The 17,207-nt window shown below is 69.3% G+C and carries 15 protein-coding genes; 5 read left to right on the forward strand and 10 right to left on the reverse strand.

Annotated features, from left to right (window positions below):
• Nucleotides 1-26 precede the first annotated feature (26 nt).
• The gene (locus E0H73_RS07045) at nt 27-410 is read left to right on the forward strand and encodes a DUF3499 domain-containing protein (protein WP_131352678.1); all 384 of its coding nucleotides are present in this window, start codon (nt 27-29) and stop codon (nt 408-410) included.
• On the opposite strand, the gene E0H73_RS07050 is transcribed toward E0H73_RS07045, so the two are convergent.
• From E0H73_RS07050 to E0H73_RS07065, 4 genes are all read right to left on the reverse strand, one after another.
• Nucleotides 411-1,886: a DUF5719 family protein gene (locus tag E0H73_RS07050; protein ID WP_131352679.1), complete on the reverse strand. Its 1,476-nt coding sequence runs from the start codon at nt 1,884-1,886 to the stop codon at nt 411-413.
• Nucleotides 1,883-4,795 carry a glycosyltransferase family 2 protein gene (locus E0H73_RS07055; RefSeq protein ID WP_131352680.1) on the reverse strand — a complete coding sequence of 971 codons (2,913 nt, stop codon included), beginning with the start codon at nt 4,793-4,795 and terminating at the stop codon, nt 1,883-1,885. The genes E0H73_RS07050 and E0H73_RS07055 overlap by 4 nt, the downstream gene beginning before the upstream one ends.
• 171 nt (nt 4,796-4,966) lie before the next feature.
• Entirely contained in the window at nt 4,967-5,218 is a 252-nt protein-coding gene (locus E0H73_RS07060) for a WhiB family transcriptional regulator (protein WP_020389877.1), read from the reverse strand.
• Between the two features lie 350 nt (nt 5,219-5,568).
• Nucleotides 5,569-6,825, reverse strand: a complete 1,257-nt coding sequence (locus tag E0H73_RS07065; RefSeq protein ID WP_131352681.1) for a hypothetical protein — start codon at nt 6,823-6,825, stop codon at nt 5,569-5,571.
• 114 nt (nt 6,826-6,939) lie between these two features.
• On the opposite strand from E0H73_RS07065, the gene cofD reads away from it, so the two are divergent.
• The 3 genes from cofD (at nt 6,940) to E0H73_RS07080 (ending at nt 9,691) form a co-directional block, all read left to right on the forward strand.
• Nucleotides 6,940-7,917 (forward strand): 2-phospho-L-lactate transferase, encoded by a 978-nt coding sequence (gene cofD / locus E0H73_RS07070; RefSeq protein ID WP_131352682.1) that lies wholly within the window; start codon nt 6,940-6,942, stop codon nt 7,915-7,917.
• Nucleotides 7,914-8,888 (forward strand): coenzyme F420-0:L-glutamate ligase, encoded by a 975-nt coding sequence (locus tag E0H73_RS07075; RefSeq protein WP_131352683.1) that lies wholly within the window; start codon nt 7,914-7,916, stop codon nt 8,886-8,888. Before cofD ends, E0H73_RS07075 begins: the two co-directional genes overlap by 4 nt.
• 125 nt (nt 8,889-9,013) lie before the next feature.
• Nucleotides 9,014-9,691, forward strand: coding sequence for a DUF3105 domain-containing protein (locus tag E0H73_RS07080; RefSeq protein ID WP_238163869.1), 678 nt, complete (start codon nt 9,014-9,016; stop codon nt 9,689-9,691).
• Nucleotides 9,692-10,438: 747 nt separating this feature from the next.
• Here E0H73_RS07080 and E0H73_RS07085 read toward each other — a convergent pair.
• The 5 genes from E0H73_RS07085 to E0H73_RS07105 form a co-directional block, all read right to left on the reverse strand.
• Nucleotides 10,439-11,536, reverse strand: a complete 1,098-nt coding sequence (locus tag E0H73_RS07085) for a mannose-1-phosphate guanylyltransferase (RefSeq protein WP_131352685.1) — start codon at nt 11,534-11,536, stop codon at nt 10,439-10,441.
• A 9-nt stretch (nt 11,537-11,545) separates the two neighbouring features.
• Entirely contained in the window at nt 11,546-12,610 is a 1,065-nt protein-coding gene (locus E0H73_RS07090; RefSeq protein WP_131352686.1) for an NAD(+)/NADH kinase, read from the reverse strand.
• 82 nt (nt 12,611-12,692) lie between these two features.
• Nucleotides 12,693-13,778: a hemolysin family protein gene (locus tag E0H73_RS07095; protein WP_131352687.1), complete on the reverse strand. Its 1,086-nt coding sequence runs from the start codon at nt 13,776-13,778 to the stop codon at nt 12,693-12,695.
• Complete coding sequence (locus tag E0H73_RS07100; RefSeq protein WP_131352688.1) at nt 13,775-15,112, reverse strand: hemolysin family protein; 1,338 nt, start codon at nt 15,110-15,112, stop codon at nt 13,775-13,777. Before E0H73_RS07100 ends, E0H73_RS07095 begins: the two co-directional genes overlap by 4 nt.
• A gap of 92 nt (nt 15,113-15,204) precedes the next feature.
• On the reverse strand, nt 15,205-16,038 hold the full coding sequence (locus tag E0H73_RS07105) for an SDR family NAD(P)-dependent oxidoreductase (protein WP_131352689.1): 834 nt from the start codon (nt 16,036-16,038) through the stop codon (nt 15,205-15,207).
• A 70-nt stretch (nt 16,039-16,108) separates the two neighbouring features.
• Here E0H73_RS07105 and E0H73_RS07110 point away from each other — a divergent pair, with 70 nt between their 5' ends.
• On the forward strand, nt 16,109-17,023 hold the full coding sequence (locus tag E0H73_RS07110) for a LysR family transcriptional regulator (RefSeq protein WP_131352690.1): 915 nt from the start codon (nt 16,109-16,111) through the stop codon (nt 17,021-17,023).
• Here E0H73_RS07110 and E0H73_RS07115 read toward each other — a convergent pair.
• The gene (locus E0H73_RS07115) at nt 16,964-17,203 is read right to left on the reverse strand and encodes a twin-arginine translocase TatA/TatE family subunit (RefSeq protein WP_131352691.1); all 240 of its coding nucleotides are present in this window, start codon (nt 17,201-17,203) and stop codon (nt 16,964-16,966) included. The two genes, E0H73_RS07110 and E0H73_RS07115, sit on opposite strands and share 60 nt — an antisense overlap.
• Nucleotides 17,204-17,207 lie beyond the last annotated feature (4 nt).

Below are 17,207 nucleotides of genomic sequence, written 5' to 3' on the forward strand. Positions count from 1 at the left end.
CAGCCTAGTGGGCGTAATGTCTGGTCGTGAGCATCGCCAGGATCTGTTCGCGCGCCGCCTGTCATCGGCCGGCCGTGTCGACGCTCACCTATGTGTACGCCGACTCGACCTGTGTGCTCGGCCCGTTGGCGACGTACGCCGAACCGCACTGCTACGACCTGTGTGCCGACCACGCGGATCGGCTGACGGCTCCGAACGGCTGGGAGGTCATCCGGCTCGCTCCGGACCCCGCTGCGGCCGGACCGTCCTCGGATGACCTGGAGGCGCTGGCCAACGCGGTCCGCGAAGCGGCTCGCCCACTGCCGCCCAGGGAGCCAGGTGCGGGTACGCCGGGCGCGCCTGTGGAGGTCGCTCGCCGCAGACACCTCCGGATGCTGCAGGACCCGGGCGCCAACACCTCCGAGGGCTGACTACCTCAGTGCAGCCCGCGCATCCGGCTCAGCGCCCAGCTGAGCCCGGAACACCAACGACGTCGTCAGCGGCCACGCCGCCACCTGCGCGATGTCGTCGTCGTCCGGCTTCGCAGCCGGCATCAGCGTCACCCCGGCCACGATCTCACCGCGGGTCTCCTCCACCATCAGGTACGTCGGCCGCGGCTGGGCCTTGAACGGGATCTGGGTGGTGACACCACCGAGGACGTCGAGCGTCCGCGTGCTCAGCACTCGCCCGGCCGCGTCCCGCAGCTCGAACTTCACGCTCGCCGGCTTGCCCGGTGCCGTCACCTGCAGCACAGCAGGCTGCCGGTGCGACGGCAGCACCAGGTACGCCGGTCCGGTCAGCGGCTCGGCCGACCCAAGTGAAGCGAAGTCGCTCCCACTGGCATCCACCATCCGCATCGCCGCGGTCACCGGCTCGTCCGACGCCAGCGTGATCGCGCTGGCGTCACCATGCAGCACGGGGTCGAGCTTGATCGTCTTCACCGCCCCGGCCGGGACCTGCACGGTCTCCAGTCCGGCCGGCTTGAACGGACCGTTCGGACCGTTGACGGTCAGGCTGACCGTCGCCTGCAGATCGGTCGGGTTCGCGATCGAAAGCATCCGCAGTCCGGCGCCGGGTGCGGCAGCCGGGACGTACACCTTCGTCGCCGGCGCGGCGGACGGGTTCAGCCAGTCCACACCGCCGGGCTCGCCGTTCGACTTGGTCGCATTGCTCCGCAGCGCGGGCGCCACCCGGCCGCCGGTCGACTGGACGTGCAGCGCGACGTCCTTCGCGCCGGGCGCGATCTGCCGGAGGTACAGCGGGATCGTCCCGCGTGCCGGCACGACCAGACCGCGGGCGTTCGGCAGGTCCAACTGACCGTTGCTCGAGTAGACGGTGACGTTGACCTCGGCGTTGATGCTGTCCAGGTTCGTCAGCACGAGCGCGTCGCGCCGGTCGGTGCTCGCCCCGGCGAACCAGAAGTCCGAACCGGGGACCTGGCACGGTGCGCTCGCCATGCCCAGGTTCACGCCTTCGCCGGAGACCGTCGTACTGGTGCCGACCGTGCCCGCGGCAAGCGGACCGGTGCCCTGGATCGACAGCTCAGCCGGCTTCGTGACCGCACCGGTCGAACCGACCTTGCCGCGGACCAGCACCGACCCAACCGGATTCGCGGTGCTGGGCAGCGGCGTGATCTGCAGCGGCACCTCCTTGCCCGCCGCGACGGGCGTGCCTTCCGGAAGGGTCGGCGACACCGCGCTCACGATGCTGGACGTCTTGCCGCCGGGGGCCAGCGCCGGGCAGGACAACGCGGTACGGTTCACCACCGAACGCGCCGGCTCGGTGACGCCCTCGGCCCGGGCCTTCGGCTCCTTCGCCTGGGTGACCACACCGAGACCGCCGATGGCAGCCATCGCCAGCACACAGGCTCCGACCCGGACGCGCACGTCCGACAGCAACCGGCTCACCGGTCCCTCCTCGCGTGGGTGCCGTGCGGGACCGCGACAGTGCGCCGTACGGTCGGCAGGCAGAAGATCAGCGCGATGATCCAGGCGATGATGCCGAGGATCCGCCACAGCGTGTGGGTCTGGTCGTGCAACGGCGTCTCGCCCTTGATCTTCGACCGGTCCACCAGCCAGGACGCATCGCCGTCGGCCGCACTGGCCCGGGTCAGACCGGGCAGGGAGTCCAGCGTGGACTGCAGGTTCTGGTCGACCGGAGCGGGCAGATAGACGTAGTCGATCGCCAGTCCGGCCAGCTGCCGTCCCTCTTCACCGCTACCGCCACCACCGAGCGTCGACAGCACGTCGGTGATCGGCTTGGACTGCTCCGCGGTCGGCGCCGCCTCCAGCGCACCCATCCGGGGGCCACCGTCCTTCACCAGCGAGTACCGCATCGCGTTGCCTGGGTCCTTGCGCACAACGAGGATCGACGCATCCTGTGGTGGCGCCTGCGAGGACGCCAGGTACGCCGGCAGGTCCTGCGCCGGGCCACGCCACAACGGACCATCGGCGCCGCGCACCAGCCAGAATCCGGCCGTCACGATCGTCGTCACCAGCACGATCCCGAGCACACCTTGCACGATGATCTCGGTGGACTTGCCGACCGAGTCCCAGGCCACCGCCACCGCGATGATCCAACCCGCGGTCATCAGGAACATCAGCGGTCCACTGCCACCGCCCAGCCGGCTCGCGATCAGTGTCCCGGCCAGTCCGGCCAGCGCGGCGAACCAACCGAGCAGCTCGTACCGCTGCCGCGACTGCCGCAGCAGAGCGACCAACGCCACCAGGATCAGCGGTACGGCGAACCACCACGGCGCGGGCGCACCGAGCGGCGTACCGGTCAGCAAATGCTGCAGGCTGTCGCCTGGGCCGATCGAGGCGGTAGGCGGACCACCGGCCTCCTGGCCGAGCTTCGCCGGGTGCAGCACCAACTGGATCGTCCACGGCAGCACCAGCAGCAGACCAAGTACGACGGAGAAGACGAGCTGGCGACCCTGCCGACGCCAACCGAGTCGGAGTACGCCGCCGAACACCAGAGTGATGCCGACCAGCAGCCCCAACGCCGGTGTGAACGCGAACAGCACGGCCTGGCAGATACCCGCGAACCACGCGGCCCGCCAACTGCCTTGGACGACCACTCGACGCCGCCGAGCGATGGTGTGGACCGCGGCACCCAGCAGCGGCAGCACAATCGCGGCCACACACGTCCCGATCCGGCCCTGCGAGATAGCGCCGTTCGTGAACACAGCCAGCCCGTACGCCGACGCGCCCCAAGCTCGTGCCACACGGTCGACGACGAACGCACGCAACAGCACCCACGCGGACAGGCCGGCCAGCGGGACAGCACCGAGGAGCAGGATGTTCGTTGCACCAGTCGGACCGAACATCACGGTGGAGAAGGCCCAGAACTGCGCCAGCCATGCAGGAGGCGTGACTCCCGGTGGCGCGGCGGAGGCCGCATGCCACAGCGAGGCAAGGCTTTCGTGTGCCGGCAGCAGGACGTTGGAGCGCAGTACGCCGCCACCGATCAGACTGCGGGCAGCGATGAACGCACCGAGCGCGAGGACGACCCACGCGACCAGGAACGGCCGTCGAATCAGCTGACGGCGCCAGCGCGGCTTGTCGGCGGCCACGCGGGCGGTCGACTTCGCTCGCCGGGCACTGGTGACGACTTGCTCTTCCGGCTCGTCCGCCCAGGCTTCGCGGATCCGCTCGGAGATCGTGCCGGTCGTCTCCTCCAGGTTGTGCCGCAACGCGTGCACGGACCGGGAGAACAGTCCCTTGATGTCGTCGTACGGGACGCGATCGAGGCTGCGGCGATTCTTGCGGGCCTGCGTCCAGCCGCCGGCCAGGAGTGTGCCGAGCAACGCGGTCCACTCGTCGACCGCACCGGACGGCGTCTTGCCGATGACGAACCAGATCGAGCGAGTGATCGTCCCGAAGAGGAAGCGCAGGATCAGCAGCGGGAGCAGCTTGCCGGGCGCGTTGGCCAGGACCGTGTAGTACGCGTGAGCACGGTCGAGTTGGTAGGCATGGCGTCGGGTGCCGGCCAGCGCGCGCTCGCCGGTCGCGGCGGCCTGTGCGTGGTAGATGACCGCGTCGGGAGCGACGCCGACCTGGAAGCCGGCCCGGCTCGCCCGCCAGCCGAAGTCGATGTCGTCGCGGAACATCGGCAGCCGCGGATCGAAGCCGTGCAAGGCTTCCCAGACATCGCGGCGAACCAGCATGCCGGCCGAGCTGACGGCGAGGACATTGCGCGGCTGGTCGTGCTGACCCTGGTCGAGCTCACCGGTCTCGATGCCGGTGTCGCGGCGGCCGCCGAGCGACGTGGTGACGCCGACCTCGAGCAGTTCGCGGTCGCGCGGCCAGAGCCGCAGCTTCGGGCCCCAGACACCGACGGCCGGTGTGATAGTGGCCTGGAGCAACAATTGCTCGAGCGCCTTCGGAGCCGGTGCGCAGTCGTCGTGCAACAGCCACAGCCACTCGATCACTGGCATGTGACCGTCGTCGCCGTACGGGCCGACCGCGGACGGTATCGGTGCGAAGCCGACCGCCTCCAGGCCGCGCGCGACCGCCACGCCGAATCCGGTCCGTGCGGACACGCTGACAACAGGCTCGGCACCGGGCATCGCGGCCAGTAGTTCGGCCGTCTCGTCGGTGGAGCCGGTGTCGACCGCGATCAGCCGGTCCGGGCGTGGGTTCAGCGCCCAGAGCGCCTCGGACAACCTGGGCAGCCAAGCGGCGCCCTCGTGCCCGACCACGACCGCGGTGACGACGTGCCGGACTCGCGGCCGACCCATCGGGTCGTCGATGTGGTCGGTCGGGAAATCGACGGAGTCGAAGAATTCCCAGCCGGCCGGAGCTTCTTGTTCCATGCGGAGCGTTGACCTCGATGGTTGCGGAATGCCTCACCACGACCGGAGTCGTAGCGAGGACTCACCATACAGCCGTCGGCCCAGGCCCCGGACAGCCGCGGGCCCCGGCGACTGTACGTCGGCGGGGCCACGCGGAAAGTCCTGATGAAGTTGTGTGCCGGGTTTCGACCGTCAGACGGCCTTCTTCTTCAACTTGCGGCGCTCCCGCTCCGACAGGCCGCCCCAGATCCCGAAGCGCTCGTCGTTCTGCAGTGCGTACTCGAGGCATTCGCCCCGCACGTCACAGCCGAGGCAGACCTTCTTCGCCTCGCGGGTGGAACCGCCCTTCTCCGGGAAGAAAGCCTCCGGGTCGGTCTGGGCACACAGCGCCCTTTCCTGCCAGTTCGGCTCCTCCTCGATCGCCTCACCGTCGACAATCGCCATCAGCTCTGTCACGGTACGACCTCCTCGACCCTGTTCGTTCCCCTGTACATGTGGGTTTGCGGTCCACATGCCTGACCTCGTCCGTCCTGCGCTCTGCAACGGTCCCCGATACCGAGTGTCCAACGAACGACACGGTTGAAATTACATTCCTGCAATCCACGAAAGTCAAGCCGTGGTCTGCTATTGGCATCATCCGCAACACGGCTGCAAAAGAACGAGAGGCCTGTCTGCACAGGCCTCTCGTCTTCGTGTGCTACCGCACGAACCGGGGTGAAGAATTTTCGCCACCGGCTCGGTAAGGGCTTGCTGCCTTGTCAGCAAGGCGTTTCAGCCCCGCTGCGTCCACCAGCTCAGGACGGCTGGGACCACCAACCCTGCTGCCCCTGGCCCTGCTGGCCCTGATCGTCCTTGTCGGCCTCGGAAACGCGCGGATCCACGCGGGTTTCGTCGGCTGCGGCCTCGGTCGCCTGCGGCTGCTCCGGCTCCGCGCTGGGCGCCGGCTCGGCGGCCGGTGCCTCTTCGGCCTGCCAGGACTGCTCACCCGGCTGCCAGGACGGCTGTGCTTCCGGCTGCGCCGGCTCGTGCTGGCTCTGCTCCTGCGGGGTCGGCCACTCCGGCTGCGCCTGCTGGCTGTACTCGTCGGCAGCCGGCTGGGACTGGCCGTAGTCCTGGCCGGACCACTGCTGCTGACCGGCGTCGGCGCCGCCCCACTGCTGCTGCTCCTGCGGCCACTGCTGACCCTGGTCCTGGCCACCCCACTGCTGTTGGCCTTCGGAGCTCCACGCCTGGGTCGGCTCGGCGCCCGGGGCCTCGGCGGCGGGCCAGGCCTGCTCAGCCGGCTGCTGACCGGCCTGCTGCGCCTCGGCTTCGCCGGCGGACCAGTTCTGCTGCTGCTCGCCCTGGTTCCAGCTCTGCTCCTGCGGCCACTGCTGGTCGCCCTGCGCCGCCGCGTAGCCACCGACCGCACCGGCACCGGCCGCCGCGCCATAACCGCCGCCGTACTGACCCTGGGCCTGGCCCTGGTCGTAGCCGTACTGGCCCTGCTGGCCCTGCTGCTGGCCGTAGCCGGCCTGCTGACCGTACTGCGCCTGCTGCTGGCCGAACTGCTGCTGCGGGTACTGACCACCCTGCTGCTGGGCGAACTGCCCCGGCTTCGGCGCACGCACCGGCACCGGCAGCGCCTGGAAGGTCTTCATGACGTAGAGGCCGACAGCGCCGTACAGGGCGAGGCCGGCGAGCGCGTAGACGAAACCGACGATCTTCAGACCGGCGGTGCTGGTCTCGGCGAAGCCCGCGAAGGCCGTGATCAGGCCGATCAGCAGGGCCACACCAGTGATCACGAGCGCGACCAGGGTCACGGTCCGGGCATTCGCTGTCCGTTCACCTGCCTCGTTCACCAGCCAGACCGCGGCGGTCAGTGCGATCAGGAGCAGCACTGCACCGAAGGATGGCGGGGTGAGAATGCTCTGCACTCCGCCGGCGGCCGCGGTGAATCCGGCGCCGCCGACGAACAGCCGGATCAGCGATGCCAGCACGATCAGACCGGCGAATGCGAGCAGGATGTACGCGACCGGCTCTCTGAGCTTCTTGGTTGCGTCGGTGACCACGAGGGCTCCTCGGGATGTTGGGGGCCGTACAACTGAGCTGTGCGGATGTTCGGACCCACCGCAGCATAGTCGTGCGGTGGTCCGATGCATTGACGACTCGTGCAGACTCTTCCCATGCGATTGACAGTGCTGGCCGGTGGCGTCGGCGGTTCCACCTTCCTGCGCGGGCTGCTCAAGGCTCGCCCGGAGGCCGAGATCACCGTGGTGGGGAACACCGCGGACGACATCACCCTGTTCGGGCTGCGGGTCTGCCCGGACCTCGACACGGTGATGTACACCCTCGGTGGCGGTATCTCGGCCGAGCGCGGCTGGGGCCGCGAGGACGAGACCTGGGTGATCAAGGAGGAGTTGGCGGCGTACGGCGTGGAGCCGACCTGGTTCGGCCTCGGCGACCGGGACGTGGCGACCCACCTGGTCCGGACCCAGATGCTCGACGCCGGATACGGCCTGACCGCGGTCACCGAAGCCCTATGCCAACGTTGGAAACTGCCGGTCCGGCTGCTGCCGATGAGCGACGACCGGGTCGAGACCCACGTGGTCGTCGACGACCCGGACAACCCCGGCCGGCGCAAGGCGATCCACTTCCAGGAGTACTGGGTCCGCCACCACGCCGAGATCACCGCGCACCAGATCATCGCGGTCGGCCAGGAGAAGGCGAAGCCCGCGCCCGGCGTACTGGAGGCCATTGCCGACTGCGACGTACTGATCGTGCCGCCGTCGAACCCGGTGGTCTCGGTCGGCACCATTCTCGGCGTCCCAGGCATCCGGGATGCGGTCCGGGAGACGTCCGCTCCGGTGATCGGCCTCTCACCGATCATCGGCAGCGGTCCGGTCCGCGGCATGGCCGACAAGGTGCTGGCCGCCGTCGGTGTGGCCTCCACCGCCTCGGCGGTCGCGCGGTACTACGGTTCGCGCGCGACGGGCGGCGTACTGGACGGGTGGCTGATCGACCTGTCGGACTACGCCCAGCAGGATTCGATCGCCGGAGCCGGAATTCACGTGCAGGCGGTGCCGTTGTGGATGACGGACGAGACAAAAACCGCCGCGATGGCTGACGCGGCACTGAACCTCGCGGAGGCCGTACGGCGATGAGGAAGCACCTGGAAGTCTTCCCGGTGACCGGACTGCCCGAGGTGGCGGCCGGAGACAACTTGGCGGAGCTCATCGGCCAGGGGGCGGACCTGCGGGACGGTGACGTGGTTTCCGTCACCTCCAAGATCGTCAGCAAGGCAGAGGGGCGCCTGACCCACGGCACCCGGCAGGAGGCGATCGACGCCGAGCTGGTGCGCGTCGTGGCCCAGCGTGGCGAGACCCGCATCGTGCAGACCCGCCACGGCCTGGTGATGGCTGCCGCGGGGACTGACACGTCCAACACCGCGCCTGGCACGGTCCTGCTGCTCCCGATCGACCCGGATGCGTCGGCCCGGCAGCTGCGTGAGGCTCTGAAGCAGCAGTACGACGTGAACGTCGGCATCGTGGTCACTGACACGCTCGGCCGCCCGTGGCGCAACGGCCAGACCGATCTGGCCATCGGCGCTGCCGGTTTGCGCGTGGTGGAAGACCTCCGCGGTACGACGGACAGCCACGGCAACGTGCTCGCGGTGACGGAGCCGGCTCTGGCCGACGAGATCGCCAGTGCGAGCGAGTTGGTCAAGGGCAAGGCGGACGGCGTACCGGTCGCCGTACTGCGTGGGCTGGGCGACGTCGTACTGCCTGTTGGCGAGCATGGTCCGGGCGCGCGAGCGTTGGTGCGGGATGCTGCGTCGGACATGTTCAGCCTGGGGACCCGGGAGGCGGCACGGGCCGCCGTACTGGATCGTGTTACGCCCGATGGGCCGCGTGAGGTGGACCCGGCGCTGTGGGACGGATTGCTGGACGAGGTCGAGGACATTCACCTCGAGGTGCTTGACAACGCTGTCACGGTTTTCGGCGACGAACCGGTCGCGGTCGGCGTGATCGCGGAGCGGCTCGCGGTGCTGCTGCACGCGGAGGGGTACGGCGTCTCCGTGCGGACCGGGCCTGGCAGTGAGGCGACGGTCACGTTCGGCTCACGACCGAGGTAGTTTTCTAGGCAACCTCTCAGGGTCGCTGCGTACACTGCATCCGCACGGCGGCGCGGTGGCCGCCCCGATCCGGGAAGACCAACACTGTGGGTAAAGCGTCGTCGCAGAAGCAGTCGCGCCGCGAAATGATCGAGAAGATGCAGCGGGACCAGGCTCGCCAGGACAAGCGGCGGACCATGCTCATCGTGATCGCCTCGATCGTCGTTGGCCTGGCCATCATTGCCTACCCGGCGATCCGGCTGATCCAGGACTCCCGGACCAAGAACCAGGCCATCACCGACTTCGGGGTGGCCGCCTCGGCAGCCTCCTGCGATACGCCCACCAACGACGAGGGTGGCGGCACCCAGGACCACCGGCCGGACGGCGAGAAGATCGCCTACCCGGTCTCCCCGCCGTCGTCGGGCCCGCACTACGCGGTCTGGGCGCCGTTCGGGAAGAAGTTCTACACCGTCGACGACCGGCCGCCGGTGGAGAACCTGGTGCACAACCTCGAGCACGGCTACACGCTGATGTGGTACCGCGACACGTTGCCGAAGGACCAGATCGACGAGATCGAGAAGATCTCCAAGGCGAAACTGCCGGACGGCTCGATGGGCAAGTTCATCGCGGCGCCGTTCAAGGAGTCCGACGGCAAGCCCTGGCCGGACGGCAAGACGGTCGCCTTCGCGCACTGGAGTGCCCCGCAGGCCGACAACAAGTCCTTCGGCCACCGCCAGTTCTGCGGCTCCGTCAGCGGCGAGTCCCTCCAGCAGTTTCTGGACAAGTACCCCGCCTCCGACGCCCAAGAGCCCAACGGCGGCTGAGCAACCCGCACACATCAACCAGCCGCCGCCGAAGGACACCACCTTCGGCGGCGGCTGCTTTTCAGCGGCAGGTCGCCAAACGCGTACACCAACTCACGTGACCGGCGAAACACTTGTGCACAAGGAGAAACACGCGCGACGAGCGCATGCGCCACCACCGCCGCAGGAGCTCGAGAGACCGCCGAACCCAACGGCGACTGACCACGCCCACCCGGCACACGTTCGGGGGATATCCCTTCGCGTCGTGGGTTCTCCGTTCGTACACAAGCAGAGAACCCACAACCCCGACGGATATCCGGCTCTCCTGCGGTGTGGGTGGTGTGAGCGCGTCCCGGAGGCACCGGGACCGGAGGTGGACATTTGGACAGGAGGTGTCCGGCGGGCCGGAGTACACGTGAGCCTGAGACGACCGCGCGTACGGCGTATCGCCGGCGCACTACCTGTCCACCTGCACATGACCGGACACCTTCTCGTGGCTGTGAACAGGTCCTGGACTGTTCACGGCCACCGCATGCTGTTCACGGCTTCGGCGGTCGGCCGCTGAGGTCCTCCGGCCGATCCCCGGCACCTCGGCTCCGCGTTCAACCCAACAGATCGCCAGCGCCGCGGGCGATCTGGTCTGCCAGGGGTGGGATCACGTGATGTTCGCCGAGTGCGTTCAAAGCGTGTCAGCGGTGGGCGGCGCCGACGGAGGAGGCTGGAAGCGCTGCCGCCGCTGGAGGCGGTGTCCGGCGGGGTGCGCGGGGACTACAGGTACTTGTCGGCGTGGTCGGATTGGACTTGGGCTACCAGGTCTTTGACTCGTTCGCCGTCGGCCAGGGGACAGACCATGGTGACGTCCTGGGTGTGGACGATGATGTGGGCGCGGAGGCCTACCGCGGCGATCAGGTGGTCGGGGTCGTCGGTGACGATGATGTTGTCGTGGGAGTCGAGCAGGCAGCTGAGGGTGGTGCCGTCCGTACGGTTGCCGCAGGCATCGGCGTCGTACGTGCCGGCCAGGGCGGCCCAGGAGCCGACGTCGAGCCAGTGCACGGGCATCGGTACGACGACCACGTCGGCGTCCACCTTGCCTTGTGAGGCCGGCTCCATCACCGCATAGTCCACGCTGATCTTGCGAAGATTCGGGTAGATCTCCTCCAGCGTCGCATCCCGCGAACGGGTGTCCCAGACCGACGCGACCTGACGCAGGTTCGTCGCGGACTCGGGAAGCAGCGCGTCGAACACGCTGAGCACCGTCTCGGCCCGCCAGACGAACATCCCGGAGTTCCACCAGAACCGCCCGGTGGCCAGGTACTCCTCCGCGGTCGCCCGGTCCGGCTTCTCCCGGAACCGGTCGACGACGTACGCCTTGGTGCCGTCGATCGGCGCACCGCGCTCGATGTAGCCGAGGCCGGTGTGCGGATGCGTCGGCTCGATCCCGAACGTGACCAGCGACCGCGGCCGCTGCTCGACCACCTCGAAGCCGCTCACGATCGCGGCCCGGAACTCGTCCTCCGGGCTGATCAGGTGATCGGACCCGACGAAGGCCACCACGGCATCGGGATCGTTGCGGGCCACCACCGCGGAGGCGAGCGCGACCGCGTTCGCGGTGTCGCGGCGGGCCGGCTCACCGATGATGTTGTGCTCACCCAGTTCCGGCAGTTCCTTGCGGACCACATCGCCGTACGCACCGACCGTGCACACGTAGATGTGCTCGGGCTCGACCAGCCCGCGCAGCCGGTTGTACGCCACCCGCAGCAAGGATTCCCCGGCCGCCAACGGCAGTACCTGCTTCGGCCTGTCGTCCCTCGTCATCGGCCACAGCCGCGTCCCCGCGCCCCCGGCCAGGATCACCACGTTTCGCATTGGGAGACCCTACCCGGCGTCGACGGGTGGTGGCAGCCGTAGGTGCGCCAGATCCGGCGGCACCGGCGACGTCGTCCGCCAGAAGGCCTCCGACTCGCCATCGAGTGCGGTCGCGGGCGCATCAGTCAGGCGGAAACGATCGCGCAGCCGGCCGTAGAAGTCGGTCGGCCCAAGCCGGACCAGCCGCAGCCGTCGCGGCGAACCGTAGACGCCGATCCAGTCACCCGGATCGAGGACACCGCGCAGCTGACCGTCGATGCTGACAGCGGCCTGCCCGGAGTGCGGCAGCACCCGGAGCGCAACCGGCTCGTCGGGTGCTGCGACAACCGTTCGATTGAAGGTCATGTGCGGTGCGACCGGAGTGAACACGACCGCTTCCATGTTCGGCGACAGGATCGGCCCACCTGCCGCGAAGCTGTACGCCGTCGACCCGGTCGGCGTCGCCACGATCACAGCATCGGCGGAGTACGACGCAAGTAGCCGGCCCGCAAGGTACACACCCAGAGCCACCTGATGGTCCCGCGCAAGCTTCTCCAGTACGACGTCGTTCAGCGCAGTGACGTCGAGTGCGACGCCCCAGCCGTCGCCCTCGGTCGACTCCGGGCGCACGGCCGGCGGCGGCAGCGAAGGGCCGTGTCCGTAGCGCAGCAGCGACTCGATCCCGCTCGGGATCTCCAGCGGACGGGACGCCCGCATGGTCAGCGTCATCCGCTCCTCGATCGTCGCGCCGCCGTGGTGCACGGCCTCCAACGCGGTTTCGACGTCGCTGCAGGCCACCTCGGTCAGGAACCCGACCTTGCCGAGATCGACCCCGAGCACCGACGCGTTGTTCTTCGCGGCGATCCTGGCCCCGCGCAGGAACGTGCCGTCGCCGCCGAGCGTGACGACCAGATCCGGGTCCCCGGCGTGGTGCAGCTCGTCCATGCCGCCGCGCCGTTCCTCATGCGATTTCCACACGTCGATGTCGGTGCAGCCGATGCCGTGCCGGTCCGCCCACGCGCGCACCGTCGCGGCCGTCCGCACCGCCAGCGGACGCCCCTCGTGAACAACAAGTCCAAGCCGGCGCACAGGCACGACATCCTCCTCCGGACGGTTATTGCCTCAACGGTAGCCGCCCCGGCGAACCCGGCCTGGTACGGCGCTCTCCCGCCACCACTCAGTTGCCCTCAGCAACATCCTTGCCCCTGGACTCCGCCGCGGCACTGACGATCGGGTCGGTCTCGTCGTCGAACTCCCCGATCACCTCTTCGAGCAGATCCTCCAGCGCCACCACACCGAGTGGATGCTCCCCGCCCTGTACGACGGCCAACTGGGACCGCTGATCGCGCATCACCCGGATCGCCGTGGCGACCGGGGTCTCTGCGGGCAGCCGCAACGGCTCCGTCATCAGCTCGGACGCGTGCAGCGTCGTACCGCCGGCCGTGGTCGCGCGGGCCGCATCGCGGACGTGGACGATGCCGCAAATCGTCGTACCCGGGCTGACCACCGCGAGGCGGGAGCGACCCTCGCGGCGGCTGGTGAGTTCGACCTCGCGCGCCGACGCCTCGGCCGGGACGGTGACGAGCTGGGAGATCGGGGTCATCACCTGCGCGACGGTGGTGTTCTGGAGCGCGAGCATCGCGGTGAGCAGGTCGTGTTCGGGGTCTTCGAGCGTGCCGTGTTCGCGGGACGACTCGATCAGCAGCCGAAGTTCGTCCGGGCCGTGGGCACTGGCCAGCTCGTTCTGCGGAGTCACTCCGACCAGACGCACACAGGCGTTGGCGATCCAGTTCAGCACCAGGAGCAGCGGCCGGAAGACGTACGTGAAGCCGCGGAACGGAAGTGCCAGCAGCAAAGCCGAACGCTCGGGGTTGCTGATCGCCCAGGATTTCGGGGCCATCTCGCCGAGCAACACGTGCAGCAAGCCGATGCCGCCGACCGCGATGATCAGCGCGATCACATGACCGACACCTTCGGGGATGTGCATCAGCTCGAACAGCGGATGCAGCAGATGCGCGACCGCGGGTTCAGCCAGCGAGCCGAGACCCAGGGTGCAGAGCGTGATGCCGAGCTGCGCACCCGCGAGCATCAGCGACAACTCGCTCACACCGGCGATCGCGGCCCGCGCCGAACGGCTGCCGGACGCCGCGGCCTGCTCGAGCCGATGCCGCTTCGACGCGACGAGAGCGAACTCCGCGGAGACGAAGAACCCGTTCAGGATCAGCAGCACGGCCGAGATGAGCAGAGCGAGCGGCGTACTCATGGCAACCGCTCCATCACGACGAGACCAGGCACATGCCGTACGACGGTCTGGACCGTCAGCCGGACGAACTCCTGCGGGACCGGCCGCCCGTCGTGGTCGAACCGCCGGCGCAGCTCCACCGCCACCTGGTCACCGATGACCGGGACCCGGCCGAGCCGCGCCATGACCAGACCGGACACCGTCTCGTAGTCGTCGTTCTCGGGAAGCGCGACCCCGGTGGCCTCTTCGACCTCGTCCAGCCGCCACCGCGCGGGCACCACCCACGAACCGTCGCCGCCCTGGACCAGTCCGGTCTCCGGCAGGTCGTCCTCGTCGTGGATCTCGCCGACCAGTTCCTCGGCGATGTCCTCCAGCGAGACGATCCCGGCGAAACCGCCGTACTCGTCCACCACGATCGCCAACTGCCGGTGCGATGTCCGCAGCCGCTCCAGTACGGCGGGCAGCGGCAGCGTGGACGGTACGACGACCGCCGGAGTCGCCAGCGAACCCGCGGTGACCCACGACCGGTCCGCCGGTTCGACCTCGACGACATCACCGATTCCGATCACCCCGACCACCTCGTCGACCGAGTCGGCGATCACCGGGAACCGGGTGTGGCCGGTCTCCTGCAGCTCGACGACCCGGGTCAGCGGGTCGTCCTGGTACACCGTGATCACGTCGACCCGAGGGCGCATCGCCTCGTCGGCGGTCCGGTGGCGGAAGTCGAGACCGCGGTCGAGCAGCCGCATCGTGTCCTGGTCCAGCAGTCCCTGCTCGTACGACTCGACGATGATCCGGTCGAGCTCCTGCGCGGTCGCACCCTGGGGCAGCTCCTCGACCGGCTCGATGCCGACCCGGCGCAGGATCCGGTTCGACGTCGCGTCGAACACGTGGATGAGCGGTCCGGCGATGGTCAGGTACATCAGCGTCGACCGGGCCAGCCGGAGCGCGATCGCCTCGGACTTCGCGATCGCCAGGTTCTTCGGCGCCAGTTCGCCGAGGACCATCTGGATGATCGTTGCCACCAGCAACGCCAGGATCACCGAGATGGACAGGCTGACCGACTCCGGTACGCCGGCCGAACCGAGCACGTGGGACAGGCCTTCACCCAGGTAGGGCTCGGCGAAGTACCCGGCCAGCAGTGCCGTGATGGTGATCCCGACCTGGGCGCCGGACAACACGAACGAGAGCCGGCTCGTCACCTTCAGTGCGCGCGCGGCCGCCGCGTCACCACCTTCGGCCAGCGACCGCAGCCGGCTGCGGTCGACCGCGACGTACGCGAACTCCAGCGAGACGAAGTAGCCAGTGGCAACGGTCAGCACCAGGATCAGAGCCAGGCCGGCCAGGATCAACATGTACAGAGGCTACGAGAACTCCAGGCCCTGGAGTACCGCAGGGTCGGAGGTGTCGAGGACCTCCGCGAGCGACCGGCGACCGGCTGGGGTGATCAGGGGGTGGACGGCTTCCAGGGCAGCACCTTGCCGTCCTGAATCAGTTCGCCGTACTGGGACGGATCGACGTGATCGGACAGGAGCAGGTCGACGATCGGCACCACCGCGTCGGCCGGCGACCTGGCCTGGCTGAAGTCGTCGAACCAGGGTCGCGACGCGCGGGTGTCGACGAGCCCGGGACAGACCGACGCGATCAACGTGCCGTCGGCCAGGTCCTGGGTACGGCGTTCCGCGGCCACTGCCCGGACGGCGGCGACCTGGGCCACCTTCGACGGGAAGTTGATCCACTCCGGCCAGCCCTGCGCCGCGGCGGTCTCGTCGTGGATCGCAGTCCGCCAGTCTTCGACGGCCTGCTCCACCTCGTCGAGCGTGACGCCGTCGAACCGCGGCCACAGCTGTTCGGGCAGGTGATCAAGCGTGCCCAGCGAACTGGCCACCACGATCAGCCGCCCACCAGGCCGCAATACCGGCCCGAACGCCCGGAGCACGTCCTGCGCTCCGCGGTTGGCCACATCGATGAACACATCCGCCTGCTCCGCCTGCCCCCGGTCCGGCACCAACGGCCCCACCGCATTCGACACGACAATGTCCACCCCTCCCAGCTCCTCCGCCAGCGCCCGCACCGCCTCGCCGTCGGCGACGTCCAGCACCCGCCCCTCGACGCGGGCCACCCCCTTGGAGTGAGCGACCGCGTCGGCGACCCGCTGGTGGTCACGGCCGGTGAGCAGGACCAGGTCTTGGGGATTCATCCGGGCAGCGAGGGATTGGACGAGTGCATAGCCGATGCCTTGGTTGGCGCCGGTGACCAGTGCGATGCGTTCGGTTGTCATGAAGCCAACGTAGGTTCGGACCGGCCATGACTCCAACGAGACTTCGGCACAGCTAGTATGCGTAAACGTCATGGACTTCTCCGACGTCTCCCTGGTCGCGCTGCGGGTGTTCCGCGAGGTCGCCGAGCGCGGCACGTTCACGTCCGCCGCGACCGCCCTCGGCTACACCCAGTCGGCCGTGTCGCGGCAGATCGCGTCCCTCGAGCGCGCCGCCGGCTCGGCCCTGCTCGAACGCCGCCGCGAAGGCGTCCGGCTGACCGCGGCCGGCCAGGTCGTCCTCCGCAACGCCGCCGTCGTCCTCGACCAGCTCGACGCGACCGCGCGCGAGCTCGCCGGCCTCCCGGCCGCCGGTGGCACCGTCCGGCTCGGCTGGTTCCCGAGCGCGGGCGCAGTTCTGCTGCCGCGGGCAATCAGTGCACTGCGCCGATCGCATCCGTCGATCGCGGTCACCACCCGGGAAGGCTCGACCCCCGCGCTCGTCCGGGCGCTGCGGGCCGGGAGCATCGACCTGGCCCTGATCGCCTCAGCCCCGCCCTTCCGGCCACCGGACGCCGAGTCGCCGGCGCTCACGCTGGAGACGCTGGCCGAGCGCAGCCTGCGCCTCGCGGTCCCGGCCACTCATCCACTGGCGGCCCGGGATTCGGTCGACGTGGCCGAACTGCGAGGTCAGCGCTGGATCGCCGCACCCGCCGCAGGCGAGGAGCTGTTGATGGGCGTGTGGCCCGGGCTGGACGAGCGACCCCAGGTCGCGCACACCGTCCGCGACTGGCTCGCCAAACTCCACCTGGTCGCCGCCGGCGCCGGACTGACCACGATCTCCGCGTCGATGGCCTCGGCCATACCGCCCGGTGTCCGGGTCCTCACCGTCCGCGGCGGCCCCGAGGAACTGCGCCGGACGATCCTGGCCCGGCTTCCCGGCCGGTTGTCAGGACCCGCCGCGCTCCTCGCGGACGCCCTCCGCGCCGCGGTTCCCGGCCTCGGTTGACGACGGCTCGACCGCCGGTTTCTCGTCGTCCTCGCCGTTCTGGACCTTCTTGAACTCGTTCATCGCGCGGGCGGCGTTCTTGGTCAGCTCGGGCAGCTTCTTCGCGCCGAACAGCAGGACCACGATGACCAGGATGACGATCCACTCGCCGCCTTCGGGCAGCGCCAGGTATGGCACCATGACA

Source organism: Kribbella pittospori, assembly GCF_004331465.1.
Lineage (GTDB): Bacteria > Actinomycetota > Actinomycetes > Propionibacteriales > Kribbellaceae > Kribbella > Kribbella pittospori.